Annotated in this window: 13 protein-coding genes; 8 read left to right on the top strand and 5 right to left on the bottom strand. The window is 37.8% G+C overall.

What is annotated here, in order from left to right:
* Positions 1-60 precede the first annotated feature (60 nt).
* From ACL8WY_RS15070 to ACL8WY_RS15090, 5 genes are all read left to right on the top strand, one after another.
* Positions 61-1,056, top strand: coding sequence for an acetamidase/formamidase family protein (locus ACL8WY_RS15070; protein WP_436515583.1), 996 nt, complete (start codon positions 61-63; stop codon positions 1,054-1,056).
* Entirely contained in the window at positions 1,047-1,394 is a 348-nt protein-coding gene (arsC, locus tag ACL8WY_RS15075) for an arsenate reductase (glutaredoxin) (RefSeq protein ID WP_436518064.1), read from the top strand. Before ACL8WY_RS15070 ends, arsC begins: the two co-directional genes overlap by 10 nt.
* Positions 1,391-2,365 (top strand): NADPH:quinone oxidoreductase family protein, encoded by a 975-nt coding sequence (locus ACL8WY_RS15080; protein ID WP_436515584.1) that lies wholly within the window; start codon positions 1,391-1,393, stop codon positions 2,363-2,365. The genes arsC and ACL8WY_RS15080 overlap by 4 nt, the downstream gene beginning before the upstream one ends.
* A 161-nt stretch (positions 2,366-2,526) precedes the next feature.
* The gene (locus tag ACL8WY_RS15085; RefSeq protein WP_436515585.1) at positions 2,527-5,511 is read left to right on the top strand and encodes a SusC/RagA family TonB-linked outer membrane protein; all 2,985 of its coding nucleotides are present in this window, start codon (positions 2,527-2,529) and stop codon (positions 5,509-5,511) included.
* Between the two features lie 18 nt (positions 5,512-5,529).
* The gene (locus ACL8WY_RS15090) at positions 5,530-6,864 is read left to right on the top strand and encodes a RagB/SusD family nutrient uptake outer membrane protein (RefSeq protein WP_436515586.1); all 1,335 of its coding nucleotides are present in this window, start codon (positions 5,530-5,532) and stop codon (positions 6,862-6,864) included.
* A 76-nt stretch (positions 6,865-6,940) separates the two neighbouring features.
* On the opposite strand, the gene ACL8WY_RS15095 is transcribed toward ACL8WY_RS15090, so the two are convergent.
* On the bottom strand, positions 6,941-7,648 hold the full coding sequence (locus tag ACL8WY_RS15095; RefSeq protein ID WP_436515587.1) for a pirin family protein: 708 nt from the start codon (positions 7,646-7,648) through the stop codon (positions 6,941-6,943).
* 131 nt (positions 7,649-7,779) lie between these two features.
* Between ACL8WY_RS15095 and ACL8WY_RS15100 the strand changes: the two genes are divergently transcribed.
* Together ACL8WY_RS15100 and ACL8WY_RS15105 are read left to right on the top strand one after the other, a co-directional pair.
* Positions 7,780-8,208 (top strand): FKBP-type peptidyl-prolyl cis-trans isomerase, encoded by a 429-nt coding sequence (locus tag ACL8WY_RS15100; protein ID WP_436515588.1) that lies wholly within the window; start codon positions 7,780-7,782, stop codon positions 8,206-8,208.
* 118 nt (positions 8,209-8,326) lie between these two features.
* The gene (locus tag ACL8WY_RS15105; RefSeq protein ID WP_436515589.1) at positions 8,327-10,150 is read left to right on the top strand and encodes a mechanosensitive ion channel domain-containing protein; all 1,824 of its coding nucleotides are present in this window, start codon (positions 8,327-8,329) and stop codon (positions 10,148-10,150) included.
* Positions 10,151-10,363: 213 nt separating this feature from the next.
* Here the strand turns inward: ACL8WY_RS15105 and ACL8WY_RS15110 are convergent, their stop codons facing one another.
* Genes ACL8WY_RS15110 through ACL8WY_RS15125 form a run of 4 tightly spaced genes read right to left on the bottom strand, consistent with a single transcriptional unit; the run spans position 10,364 to position 13,130 of the window.
* Entirely contained in the window at positions 10,364-10,999 is a 636-nt protein-coding gene (locus ACL8WY_RS15110; RefSeq protein ID WP_436515590.1) for a hypothetical protein, read from the bottom strand.
* 4 nt (positions 11,000-11,003) lie between these two features.
* Positions 11,004-11,624 carry a hypothetical protein gene (locus ACL8WY_RS15115; RefSeq protein ID WP_436515591.1) on the bottom strand — a complete coding sequence of 207 codons (621 nt, stop codon included), beginning with the start codon at positions 11,622-11,624 and terminating at the stop codon, positions 11,004-11,006.
* An 8-nt stretch (positions 11,625-11,632) separates the two neighbouring features.
* Positions 11,633-12,382: a hypothetical protein gene (locus tag ACL8WY_RS15120; RefSeq protein ID WP_436515592.1), complete on the bottom strand. Its 750-nt coding sequence runs from the start codon at positions 12,380-12,382 to the stop codon at positions 11,633-11,635.
* 4 nt (positions 12,383-12,386) lie between these two features.
* Complete coding sequence (locus ACL8WY_RS15125; protein WP_436515593.1) at positions 12,387-13,130, bottom strand: Crp/Fnr family transcriptional regulator; 744 nt, start codon at positions 13,128-13,130, stop codon at positions 12,387-12,389.
* Positions 13,131-13,220: 90 nt separating this feature from the next.
* Here ACL8WY_RS15125 and ACL8WY_RS15130 point away from each other — a divergent pair, with 90 nt between their 5' ends.
* A complete protein-coding gene (locus ACL8WY_RS15130) occupies positions 13,221-13,532 on the top strand; it encodes a hypothetical protein (RefSeq protein WP_436515594.1) in 312 nt (103 codons plus the stop codon).
* Positions 13,533-13,570 lie beyond the last annotated feature (38 nt).

Here is a 13,570-nt window from a genome sequence, read left to right on the forward strand (position 1 = left end):
GATTTTTTGATAAGTTAGTAAGTATAAAAATTAAACGTTCTGAAACCAACCCCAAAACATATGAAGAAGCATATCTGGATTTTAGCGGCAATAGCTTGTGGGTGCACAACAACTGTTAAGTTGGATAGTGACTCGATTGAGCGTGATTTACCAGAGCCAAATCATTCGCTTTCATCAAATCAGACGCATAATAAATGGAGTCGATCTATTGAACCAGTCTTAAGAATTGAGTCTGGTGAGGTGGTTGAGATAAGCACCCAGGAGGCAACAGATGGACAATTAACGCTTAACTCGGATACATCCGATCTGATGAATTTAAGTTTTGACCCAATACATCCTCTTACCGGACCAATCTATATCAACGATGCAAAGCCTGGAGATGTGATTGCCGTGACTTTACACAAAATTGAAATCGGAGACTGGGGCTGGACAGCAATTCTGCCGGGCTTTGGTTTTCTTGCTGATGAATTCACAGATCCTTATCTAAAGACATTTGAACTTGCAGGAAAGAATAATGTACGGTTTGCCAATGGCATTAACATACCATTGAAACCATTTCCCGGAGTTTTAGGAGTTGCACCTAATACCGATTCTTTGTTGTCTACTATTCCTCCTAGAGCCAATGGAGGCAATATGGATGACCCGAATATTGTGGAGGGCACTACTGTATATCTACCCGTTTTTGTAGAAGGAGCACTTTTTTCAATAGGTGACGCACATGCCGCCCAAGGGCTTGGCGAGGTATGCGGAACAGCAATTGAAGCGCCAATGAAATTTTTGGTAGAGATTAAATTATTAAAAGATGCAAGCATCGATGAGCCTCAATATGAGAATGATGATGTGTACGCTGTTACTGCGTTTGCTACTACGATTGATGAAGCAGCTAAGAAAGCTACTCGGTATATGATCGACTATTTAACAAATGAATACGATCTGAGCAGAAACGAAGCTTATATGTTATGCTCGCTAGCAGGAGATTTGAAAATTGCCGAGGTTGTGGATGTCCCTCATATGTTAGTTACTATGTCTATTAATAAAGAAGTATTATCCAAATGATAACCATATACCATAATCCTCGATGCTCAAAGAGCCGGCAGACGCTTGGCTTGATTGAAGAAAAGGGCCAAGATTTTGTTGTAAAAGAGTATCTGAAAACTCCTCCAACAAAGTCGGAACTGGAAAATGTAATTACTCTTTTAGGGATTACTCCTGAGCAGTTGGTTAGAAAAGGAGAACCAGAATTCAAGGAGCATTTTAAAGGTAAAGATTTAACGGATGAAGAATGGATAGAAGCAATGGTCGCATATCCTAAATTGATCGAGCGGCCAATTGTAATGGATGGAGATAGAGCTGTTTTAGGCCGGCCGCCAGAAAATGTATTGAAACTTCTATGAAAGCAGTACTAGTAGAAGAGCTCGGAGGTCCGGAAAAATTAGTTTATCGTGATTATGAAATTGATCCGCCTGGGCCTGGCACGGTTAGGATAGAGGTGAAATACGCGGGAGTTAATTTTCCAGATACGCTAATCATTCGAGGTAAGTATCAATTTCAGCCTGAATTACCTTTCTCTCCTGGAGGTGAAGTAGCCGGAATCGTAAAATCAGTTGGAGCTGGTGTTACAGATTTTAAGCCTGGAGATCGTGTAGTTGCCGGAACTACTGCAGGTGGTTTTGCAGAAGAGGTTAATGCTTTTAGCTTCAATACGCACCATTTGCCCAATGCTGTCAGCTTTAAAGATGCATCTGCAGTTCTTTTAACACATGGTACAGTGATTCATGCTTTAAAAGACCGGGCAAAACTCACAAAAGGAGAAACGCTGGTGATTCTTGGCGCATCAGGCGGAGTAGGAACCGCAGCAATTCAAATTGGAAAGATCATGGGTGCGAATGTAATTGCCTGCGCATCTACAGATGAAAAATTAGAATATTGTAAGAATGTTGGAGCAGATATTCTGCATAAATACACTCCTGAGAATTTAAAATCAGCAATAAAGGATCTTACTGGCGGTAATGGTGCCGATGTAATTTTTGATGCCGTTGGTGGAGCATATTCAGAGCAGGCATTTAGAGCTATTGCTCCAATGGGCAGGCATCTGGTTGTAGGTTTTGCATCTGGTTCAGTCCCAGCCATTTCTTGGAATTTACCTCTTCTTAAGAGTGCCTCAATCACCGGAGTGTTCTGGGGAAACTTCTTCAGAAAGTATCCGGAAGAAAATAAAGCGAACATTCAAAAATTACTAAAATGGCTGGATGCTAAGATTTTAGTACCTCAAATTGATAATGTATACCCTTTGTATGCCGCAAAAAAAGCCCTACAAAAAATTGAGAAAAGGAAAGTGTTAGGTAAGATTATTTTGGAAACTTAGATTTTAGTAATCCTAAACCAAATAATATTTTTATTTTCTTAAAATTCAATATTTTTTCGTTGTTTTCACAACCTTTTTAATCGAAGGATTTTTGGTATTTATCCTTTATTTCGAGAGTTTTATCGTCACATTAATTTTTTTTTAAGTTTAAAAACTCTACTATGATGAAAAACTACTTAAAAAGGAAACTATTGGTACTTACCTTGTTGGTACCCATTAGTTTCTTGATGGCCCAGGATGTCAGGGTCAGTGGAACGGTAACGGATGCTTCCAATGGAGATCCGCTTCCCGGTGTTACAGTATTAGTAAAAGGGACCACAAATGGAGCTATTACTGGAATTGATGGAGCATATGAATTATCAGTTCCATCTGGCTCAACACTTGTATTCTCTTCAATAGGTTATTCTAACCAAGAAATTGCTGCTTCAGATGCTGGTGATGTTTCGATGAGAACTGATGTGACGAATCTCGATGAGGTTGTTGTAACAGGTCTTGCATCATCAGTCAAGAGAAGTAATTTGGGTAATGCGGTTAGCTCTGTTTCAGGAGATGAACTTTCAGGTAAAACCAATATTCAGACCTTGGATGCTGGACTACAAGGAAAGGTTGTAGGAGCCAACATACTTTCTAATTCTGGTGCTCCAGGGGGCGGTATTTCAATGAAGTTAAGAGGTATAACAACGATTACAGGTTCTTCTGAGCCTTTGTACATTGTTGATGGAGTCTACTTAGATAATTCTGTGAGTCAACCGGGTACGAATTCGGTAACCTCTGCCGGTGGTGGTCTTCCTGTTTCTAACCAGGATAATGCTTCCAATAGAATTGCAGATTTGGATCCAGGCGATATTGAAAGTATAGAAATTCTGAAAGGAGCTTCTGCTTCTGCCATATATGGTTCACGAGCAAATGCTGGGGTGGTTATTATTACTACTAAAAGAGGTCAGACAGGTAAAACAAACTTGACATTTAGTCAGGATATTGGATTTACTCAAATTTTGAATCCTTTAGGTGTAAGGCCATTTACATCAGAAAGTGTTTTGGCTGATTTTGGAGCTACTGCCCAAGCTGATTACGATGCAGCAGCAGCGGCTGGTACACTTCGTGATTATGAAAATGAAATGTATGGAGAAACCGGTATTTTGAAAACGTCAAAGGTCACGTTGACTGGAGGTAGTGCAAAAACCAAATTTTACTTGGCTGCTAGTAATAAAGACGAAGAAGGTATAATAAAGAATACCGGATTTAAGAGACAGTCAATTCGAGCGAATATTGATCACAAAATCTCAGACCTTGTTGATATAGGCGTATCGACTAATTATATAAGATCTCAGATGAATAGAGGGGTGACCAATAATGATAATGCAGGGGTTTCATACGGAGTGGCTTTATCAGCAACCTTACCATGGCATGATCTTTATCCAAATGAACAAGGGATTTACCCGAATCATCCGGCGAACCCTTCAAACCCCTTACAAACAAGGGATAGATCTACAATCGGAGATATTACTAATCGATTTGTTGTAGGTTCTAATTTGAACATTAAACTCTTGAGAAAAGACAATGCATTTCTATCTTTAAAAGTGAATGGAGGTCTTGATTACTACATAAATGAAAGTACTCTTCACTTTCCTGAGGATTTACAATTTACTGTTGGTCAGCAAGATGGACTTTATTCAAGAGGTAACAACACTAATTTTAACACTAACCTTTCTTCATTCTTGGTATTCAACACAAGAGTAGGGAGTGTAGATATGACCTCTTCAGTTGGATTTAATAGACTAAGCCAAGAGAGAGAGTTGTTAACCACACAGGCACAGCAATTGGTCTCTGGGCAGACTAATTTAGAGCAAGCAGGAGCAATCAGTGTTTTCAACAGAAACCTAGAAACTGAGGATATTGGATATGCTTTTCAACAAGAGGCAAATTGGGAAGATAAGATCATAGGTACTGCAAGTATCAGACTTGATAAATCATCTCTAAACGGAGATCCAAATAAGCTTTATAGCTACCCTAAAGTATCCGTTGCAGTTAATTTAGCAAATTTTGATTTTTGGAGTGTTGCACCTATAAATCAACTTAAATTGAGAGCAGCATATGGAGAAGCCGGAGGGGTTCCTAACCCTAATCCAACTTCTTTAGTGCAATCTAAATTTACAGCTTTAGCTGCTTTGAATACCGGAGGGAATACAGGCTCTGTAACAGGGAATATTCAAGGGGATCCAGATATTCAACCAGAGAGATCTAAAGAATTCGAAGTTGGATTTGATCTTGGCTTGTTTGATAGTAGAGTTGGTCTTGAGGCCACTTTCTACAACAAAAAAGTTGAAGATTTGATTTTACAAGCGGCCCTTCCTCCAGCATCAGGATTCACTACTCAAATCACAAATTTGGGTGCTCTTGAGAATAGAGGAATTGAACTTGCATTAAAAGCAAGTGTAGTACAATCTTCAAATGTCAGTTGGAATACAACCGTTTTTTGGTGGAAAAATGTATCTGAATTAACCAGGCTTGATATTCCAGCTTTCAATCCTCCAGGTGGTGGTTTTGGGACAGGATTAGGAACGGTTAGACTAGAGCAAGGGAAATCACTTACTCAAATAGTAGGAACGAATGGTTCAACTGAAGTCGTAGAGCTTGGCGATACAGCACCTGACTGGGAATTGTCATGGAATAACAATGTTACTTTCTTAAAGAATTTTAATTTTTCAATGCTTTGGCATTTTAAGAAAGGTGGCCAAAATGTTAACCTAACAGGGTTACTAACTGATTTTGGTGGGTCAACTTATAATTACGATGAAGTAGTTGTAGTAGATGATACTGAGCAGCGCTTAGGAGATGCTAGAATTGCAGCATTCTTTAGTGGAACAAATGCAGCAATATTTGTTGAGGATTCAGAATATCTAAAACTTAGAGAAGTGTCATTATATTATACATTACCGTCTTCTTTGTTGGGTTCATTCTTGAATGGCTCATTGAATAAAGTAAGAGTAGGTGTATCAGGAAACAATCTTCTATTATTTTCTGATTACACAAGTTATGATCCAGAGGTATCAAACTTTGGAAGTGGAGGTGTAATCGGAGGTGTGGAAGTAACACCATTCCCTTCTTCTAGAAGAATGTTCTTTCACTTAGAGATTGGATTTTAATAAAAAATTAAGAAAGTAATGAAAATTTTAAATAGACAATTGTCAATACTGATGGTCTTGATTTTCGTGAGTTTTTCTTGCGAATTGGAAGAGACTGTGGATCCAAATCAGCCGAGTTTAGATGGCGTTACATCAAATGCGGGTATTGGACAGCTAAATGAGCTTGTAACTGGTATAATTGCTAGAGCAAGTACTGGAATGGCAACTTATCATGATATTGCCGGAGTTATTGGGAGAGATGTTTATAGGTTTGATGTTTCTGACCCTAGATGGGTTGGAGATTTACTAGGTACAGGTAATCTTGATAATAGTGCTTTTTACACAGCTACGAATTTTTCAACTCGTTACAATGGTGTGAAAACAAGCAATGTATTAATTGATGCGGCACAGAATACGACCGTCTTGACAAATGCTCAAGCTCAAGGTTATTTAGCTTTTGCTAAGACCTTTAAGGCTATCGAGTTGTTGCATGCACTCAATCACCAATATAATAATGGGATTAGAATTGATGTGTCAGATCCAAATAATTTGGGTGCGTATACTAATAACGCAGCTGAAGCATACACTGCTATTTCGGAAATTCTAGCAGAGGCAGCAGGTCATATTTCAAATGCAGGAAGTGAATTTGCTTTTTCATTGACTGCTGGGTTTGCTGGTTTTGATGACCCTAGCGGTTTCGGCGAGTTCATTAAAGCGATGCAAGCCAGAGTAGCAGTATACGAAGGTGATTTTACAAGTGCACTTGCATTTGTTAACCAATCATTTTTGGATGAGACTGGAAATTTTGATCTTGGTGTATATCGGGTATATGCTAATGCGTCAGGAGATAGAGTTAATCCTTTATTTTACCCATTAAATACAAATGGCACAACAAAGCTTGCTCATCCTGATTGGGTTGCAGATGCAGAAGCTGGGGATACTAGATTAAGTAAAGCCTCTCTTCGAACGGATCCTATTAGCACAGCTGGATTGACAGCCACTCATGATGCGTTTCGATATCAGACAAATACTGATCCTATTCCATTCATTCGAAATGAAGAATTAATCTTGATTAAAGCTGAGGCCTTGATTCAACAAAACACTGGAGCATCTTTAGCTGAGGCTGTTACATTGTTAGACTTGATTCGTGTAAGTTCAGGAGGGCTAGCAGCTTATTCCGGAACTGTTGATCAGGCTTCACTTCTTGATGAAATGCTCAATCAAAGAAGATATTCTTTGTTTGATGAAGGACATAGATGGGTAGATATGAGAAGATATGATAGACTTGATGAACTAACAATTGATAGGACTGGAGATTCTGTTATTGAGCAGCTTCCAAGACCATTTAATGAGGTTGGAGTTCAGGGAGGTTAATATTACCTTGTTGAAATAACAAAAACCCACTCAAAATGAGTGGGTTTTTTTATGCTCTAAACCTTATTTAAAAAATTCAGTCCATTGGTACTTCGATGATAAGTACTTTTGAATCAGCGTGAGCTGTTATATCAATTCCATCGGTTTCATAAACTCCGATTGCATCTCTCTTCTCTAAAGCTTTGTCTGCAATTTCCACTGCTCCTTCAATAACGAATATATATACTCCATTACCTTCTTTATTTATATCATATCGAATAGACTTTTGGGTTTCAAGATTTGCGAGAGAGAACCAAGCATCCTGATTGATCCAAAGACTTCCGTCCTCATTTGGGGATACTACAGTTTGGAATGCGTTCTTTCTATCAGCCTCATCGAAGAGTTTTTGATCATATCTTGGTTTAATATTTTCTTCTTTTGGAAATACCCAAATCTGAAGAAAATTAACCTCGTCTGATTTACTGGCATTGTACTCTGAATGAGTCAGCCCGCTGCCTGCACTCATGATTTGTACTTCACCAGTTTGGATTACCTTTTCGGTGCCAGTACTATCCCGATGAGCAAGCGCACCAGTTAATGGAATGGATACTATTTCCATATTACTATGTGGATGGGTAGGAAATCCCGCTCCTCCTATCACGATATCATCATTTAGAACACGAAGCATTCCGAAATTCACCCGATCCGGATCATAATACTGTCCAAAACTGAAAGTGTGTTTGCTGTTCAACCAATCGAAATTTGCTGAGCCTCGGCTATTTGCTTTGTGAATTACATTTTTCATGTTTCCCTTTCTTTTTTAATTGCAATAATATACGTAAATACATTATATGTAGTTACATATATATTATCATAACTAAACCAACATCATAATTTATTTACCTTTGCTTCATTATTTCACAAGAAAACATACAAATGAAAGCTAAAGCTAACGACAAGGTAAAAGTGCATTACACAGGAAAACTTACATCTGGAGAAGTATTTGATTCTTCAGAAGGACGTGATCCGCTTGAGTTTACATTAGGAGGAGGTCAAATGATTAAAGGCTTTGACCATGCTGTCAATGGAATGGAGATTAAGGAAAAGAAGACAGTAACTATTCCTTCTGCTGAAGCATATGGAGATCGGAGAGATGAGCTTATTCAGGAGGTGCCTAAGGATCAATTACCAGACGATATGAAACCTGAAGTCGGACAAAAACTAGTCGCTACCAATGATCTTGGTCACCAGACTTATGTAAACGTAACAGCTGTTTCTGATTCGGTAATAACTGTAGATGCTAACCATGAGCTCGCAGGAAAAGATTTGGTATTTGATATTGAATTGGTTGAGATAGGACAATAGCTAGAAAATACTATTAGAAATAAAGGGCTCGTTGAGCCCTTTTTTTATGTCATATTTGTTGTAAATTCTGTTCAAACCTTTCCACAATTCCTGCGTAAATAGCGCAATTGAAAATTGCATGAAAAAAATATTTTTCCTTTTAGTTCTACTAATCAGCGCTCAAATATCCTTTGGACAATCTGAAAGTGATAGTACCGAGACTACAGAAGTGGAGCGGAAGCTTAATAGCCTCAATCAACAATTAAATACCTATGAGAGACTGCTGAAGCAAAGCAATCAAAAGCGCAAGCAAGATTCCTTAGCTCGAGTAGATCTGATGAAACGAATACAGTTACTTCAGGAAAATGATAAAGTAAGTCAGACATCATTGCGTCAGCAGATTAAAGAAATCGAAAGGCGTGATTCTCTGAGAAATACTCAACAAAAGCAGCGAATTTTGGAATTGAGATCCAGTACCAAAGGGTATAAAGTTGAACCATTTGGAGATTCTCTCTTTACTATTTTTACGAAGCTAGGTCCTGTTATGGCTGAAGATCGCGCATCCAATGTGATAGAGAAAATCGAGATCTTGGTAAGAGACGATTATTTCTTCGCCGATTCATTATTGATGGAGGAACATGAAGGGACGATAGATATAATGTATAAAAATCTAATTGTAACAAGTATTTCAGATTGGGATGCATTATGGGTGGATGGAGAAAATAAGAATTCTTTAGCTAGTATTTATCAAGGCCTTATCTCAGAATATGTAATCTCGACAAGAAACCGGAGTACAGTTAAAAACATAGCCGCAAGAATTGGTTTGGTTTTTCTGATTTTGGGAGGGGTCTTATTGATCTTGTATTTCATTCGCAAATTGTCAAATGGCGTCCAAGGATGGATGGTACTAAACAAAGCCAAATTTTTCACAGGTTTCAAGATTCGAAACTTTGAGATGCTACCTCCATCACTGCACTTGGATGTTGCCATACGCTCAATATCAGTACTCAAATGGGGGTTCTACGCCCTCGTTTTCTATTTGTCTCTTCCGTTGATTTTTGGTCTTTTCCCTTTTACGAAAGGGTGGGCGCAGACATTGCTTGATTGGATATTAAGCCCGGCGAAAAATATATGGTTTAGCTTTTGGAGCTACCTCCCTAATATCTTCACGATCGCAGTAATATATCTGATTACAAGCTACCTGGCGAAGTTCTTGAAGTTCATTGCCGTAGAGATTGAAAGCTCCAGACTACATGTGCCTGGTTTCTTCCCTGATTGGGCAATGCCAACATATAGACTGGTCAAGTTTATGGTGTATGCTTTTATGATCGTAATGATTTATCCGTATTTGCCCGGATCTGATTCGGATATTTTTAAAGGAGTTTCCGTCTTTATTGGTTTAATAGTTTCGTTTGGATCTACCTCTGCAATTGCCAATGCTGTTGCTGGACTTGTCATTACATATATGCGACCATTTAGAGTAGGAGATCGCGTCAAAATTGGTGATGTTACGGGCGAGATAGTTGAAAAATCTCTGTTGGTTACTAGAGTAAGAACTCCCAAAAATGAAGACATCACAGTACCTAACTCAGCAATACTTACGGGTCATACAGTGAACTATACAAGCAGTAGTAGGGAACTCGGACTTATTCTTCATACCTCTGTCACCATTGGATATGACGTGCCATGGCGCAAAGTACATGAGCTCTTAATAGAAGCAGCGGTGGCTACAGATGGAGTAAATATCAGCAAAGAACCTTTCGTTTTACAGACAAGTCTGGATGATTGGTATGTGTCGTATCAATTGAACGCATATACAGATATCCCAGAAAAAATGCCAAAAACGTATTCTGAGCTTCACGCCAATATTCAGGATAAATTCAATGATGCAGGTATCGAAATAATGTCACCTCATTACAGAGCTGTTCGCGATGGAAATCCCATTACCATTCCTCCAAAGTAGTACCTCACTTGGCAAAACTTAGATGCTATAAATTTTCGTTGTGGAAGTTGTTTTTGTACTAATTAATTATTCTCTCATAGGATGGCTTTCAGGGAAGGTCATAACAATGCAAATGTCTTCTGTTGAATCCGCTATTACTAAAACCCGACTGCTTTCACCAATTCTTTCCTAGTTCGAGCTTCTGCATAATTGGCGCTAGCAAGTGATGTATCATCATTTTTCATCTACTATCTCATCAATCTCTCTAATCATCTTGTCCAAAGCCATGGTGTACTCCACCGGACTAACTGCTTGGTTTTCTAAAAGGCTATCCATTTCAATAAACACTTGCTTCTCAATTGCTAGGTTTTTCGGATTTTTATCCCAGTAAGGATTGTGAAAAAGCATCGCATTTTTAACATGAAGCCGAGCGTACTTTAGTGCCATATTTGCCTTATCTAATTGATTGGTTTCAGCATACATTTCTGCTATTTCCAATTCAGCATGGGCGAGGTTGTTCAGAGTAAATTCAAAGGCCAATCGTAACTCTTCAGAGTCAATTGAGTCTCTCAAAATGCTTTTGTGTACTTCTTCAAGTCGTTTGATTGCATTTTCTAATTTCTCAAAACTTTCATCATCGACATCACTTTCAAGCTTCCATATTGATTGAATTGCTTGTTCCAAATTAAATGCACTCATGGAATGTCGGTCTTTTTGTTCGTAGTAATCTACAATACGCAGATACTCGTCTGGCATTACTGCTGAAGTATTTAGTGTCGGGTGATTAGGTTCTTGTTCCTGCCCAACATAGTAGATGATTATAAATAAGGCTACAACACCTACGAAGATCCAAATGATTTGTTTTTTCATTTTATTAGCTGTTTAGATTTGTTTTTATTTTTTGATTTCGAGAATCAAGCTCTCTTAATAGATTGAGATAATCGGAGTTAAAAATTGAATCTTTTTTCAGAAGATTATCAATCTGGATAATAATTGTAAGGGAAGAATCTAGTTCATCACTTAAAAAAATATTGTTATTTAGCAAATGAGACTTTGCAAATCGAAGGGCTTTTTTTGCGTTAAGCGATTCTAAATTATTAGTGTATTTCTGAGCTACTAAAATCTCAGCATAAGCCAGATTATTCATTGAATATGAAAAGACCTCAAATAACATTTCTCTTCCCAAAGAATCTTCCAAAATGAGCGTATGAATTCGTTCCAGCTTAGTGGCAACATCTTCTGCTTTAATCGCGGCGATCCCTTCCACATCCTTTTCAATAATCCAGACGGCTTCTATGGCTTTTTCTATACTTTCCAAGCTTTTATCTTTCTCACTTCTCAGATAGTATTCGATTGAATTTATTAAATGTCTGTCTGGTAGTTCTGCGAACTCATTAAGCGTTGGATGAGTATTCTTCTTATTATGTTGGTCGGCCAGATACAATGTTGTCAAAAACACTGTAAGAGCTAATGATATGTAAAGAAGCTTTCTCATTGGAATTATTATTTTGAGCCTCTTTTTATATCTTCCATTAGTATGTCGAGTTCGTTGGATATTTTATTCAATCGACTGTCCATCTCTTGAATTGAAATAGAGTCTACTTTAATCAAACTGTCTATTTCTTTAAACACTTCTACCTCCAGATCAAAATGATGACCTTTATCAAATTGGATTGAGTAATCCAATAAAAAAGCATTCTTAACATGAATCTGCGCCTGCTTCAAACTTAATTTTGTCAATTCTGTCTGATTACTTTTTAAAGCAGATTCGGATAGTTTTATTTCAGCTTTTGCAAGTGCATTGAGCGTGAAGTCAAAGGCACCGTAGACATCCTCACTTTTGAGGGAGTCTCCCATTATCTCTTTGTCTATTTTTTCGAGCTTTTGGATCGCCTCTTCAAGAATTTTTTTCTCACTTAAATTTGGATATTCTTCATATGATTTAACTGACTTAATAATTTCCTCTAGATGTACGATACTTCTGTGATGAAGAATTTTTAGCGCTGTGGAAGCCTCCGCTGTAAGACCTTCCATTTTATCCCATTTTTGAAGTTGATTAATGGATTCTAATGCCTTCTCTAGATGATAATTGTTTCTTGCAAACCGATCTTTATATACTTTTAAATTGTATGCCTGCTCATTTGTTAGTTCCTCTGTAACGGGTAAGACTGGCGTTTCTCTTTCTTGCGATGCATATAGTAGTATCAGTATTACTACTAGCACCATTATTCCGATAGTTAAGGGCTTTTTCATTTTCTTATACTTCATCTAATTCGATTGCTTTTGATTTGATCTCTTCTTTTTCAAGAATTTTAAAGAGTTCTCCGTGATTAGTGATGTGAATAGCCTTTGACTCTATGTTAATTATTCCTTTGTCCTTAAAATCTTTCAAAGACCTTCCAAGGCTTTCTCTGGTAGCTCCGATCAGGTTGGCAAGGTCGAAGCGGGTTAATCTGATGCCACCAATTGGGCCATCATATTTTTGATAGCGCTCCTCTATAATTAGCAGAAACACCGCTAAACGCACATTTTGTGTTTTTTGAGCTAGAATACCAATTGTATTTGCCAGTACACCAAATTCATGAGCCAGATTACGAACGAGGTTTTCTTTCAATACAGGAAAGTCTGCTAGTAGATTTAGAAAGTTTTCCTTACTAATAAAGTTGGCACTCGTATCCTCAATAGCTTCACAGGCATCTTGGTAGCGTTCTTCTGAGAGCAGCGCATGATACCCCAATAAATCCCCATTAGTATAGATGTAGAATATCTGCTCTTGTTCGTCAATTACCGTTTTAAACTTCTTTATTAGTCCCTGCTCAATCAAGAAAACTCCAGTAGGTATGCCGTCTTCATAAAAAAGCTTGCTCCCTTTCTTAAACCGGATAGGTTCAAATAATGATCGTACGTGGGTTTCTTCTTCTTTCGTTAGTCCATTAAATAGAAAATCAGATTTAAAATCAAATTGTTTTTTAAGCTCATCTAGTTTTAATTGATATTTCATATATTCAAATGTAATAAATATCACATTTAAAAATGTATTTAGTTTGTTTTTTTATAACTTATGTATTTATATATTTGAGGTGTTAATCACATGAAAAATCTGATTTTACATACTGTAGCAATTATTTTACTCTTAGCAGTTGGGTCATCTAGCTTAACATATGACCATTTGCTGGGAGAAAAAGAGCGGTATGAAATAGAAGACAGCCTTGAAGAACTGAAAGAAGGCAAGCCTTTTCATGATTTACTATACGGCCTAAATGATGCTCATCCATCGGAATGGGAATTGTTATTAACAGAATGGTCGCTATTAGGAAATAACAACTGCAATTCCTCTCACACACTATTACAACAAGCCGAGGGTAAGTACATCCTGTACTGTAATCTCAAACTCTGCTGTTAATATTACTGACCAGCTATGCTCACACAAGGTGGAACCCC

Source organism: Ekhidna algicida, assembly GCF_051379705.1.
GTDB lineage: Bacteria > Bacteroidota > Bacteroidia > Cytophagales > Cyclobacteriaceae > Ekhidna.

What these genes read in the sequence shown, in the direction of transcription:
- ACL8WY_RS15070 (WP_436515583.1), top strand. Translation starts at nt 61, where the DNA reads ATGAAGAAGCATATCTGGATTTTAGCGGCAATAGCTTGTGGGTGCACA.
- ACL8WY_RS15080 (WP_436515584.1), top strand. Translation starts at nt 1,391, where the DNA reads ATGAAAGCAGTACTAGTAGAAGAGCTCGGAGGTCCGGAAAAATTAGTT.
- ACL8WY_RS15085 (WP_436515585.1), top strand. Translation starts at nt 2,527, where the DNA reads ATGATGAAAAACTACTTAAAAAGGAAACTATTGGTACTTACCTTGTTG.
- ACL8WY_RS15090 (WP_436515586.1), top strand. Translation starts at nt 5,530, where the DNA reads ATGAAAATTTTAAATAGACAATTGTCAATACTGATGGTCTTGATTTTC.
- ACL8WY_RS15095 (WP_436515587.1), bottom strand. Translation starts at nt 7,648, where the DNA reads ATGAAAAATGTAATTCACAAAGCAAATAGCCGAGGCTCAGCAAATTTC.
- ACL8WY_RS15100 (WP_436515588.1), top strand. Translation starts at nt 7,780, where the DNA reads ATGAAAGCTAAAGCTAACGACAAGGTAAAAGTGCATTACACAGGAAAA.
- ACL8WY_RS15105 (WP_436515589.1), top strand. Translation starts at nt 8,327, where the DNA reads ATGAAAAAAATATTTTTCCTTTTAGTTCTACTAATCAGCGCTCAAATA.
- ACL8WY_RS15110 (WP_436515590.1), bottom strand. Translation starts at nt 10,999, where the DNA reads ATGAAAAAACAAATCATTTGGATCTTCGTAGGTGTTGTAGCCTTATTT.
- ACL8WY_RS15115 (WP_436515591.1), bottom strand. Translation starts at nt 11,624, where the DNA reads ATGAGAAAGCTTCTTTACATATCATTAGCTCTTACAGTGTTTTTGACA.
- ACL8WY_RS15120 (WP_436515592.1), bottom strand. Translation starts at nt 12,382, where the DNA reads ATGAAAAAGCCCTTAACTATCGGAATAATGGTGCTAGTAGTAATACTG.
- ACL8WY_RS15125 (WP_436515593.1), bottom strand. Translation starts at nt 13,130, where the DNA reads ATGAAATATCAATTAAAACTAGATGAGCTTAAAAAACAATTTGATTTT.
- ACL8WY_RS15130 (WP_436515594.1), top strand. Translation starts at nt 13,221, where the DNA reads ATGAAAAATCTGATTTTACATACTGTAGCAATTATTTTACTCTTAGCA.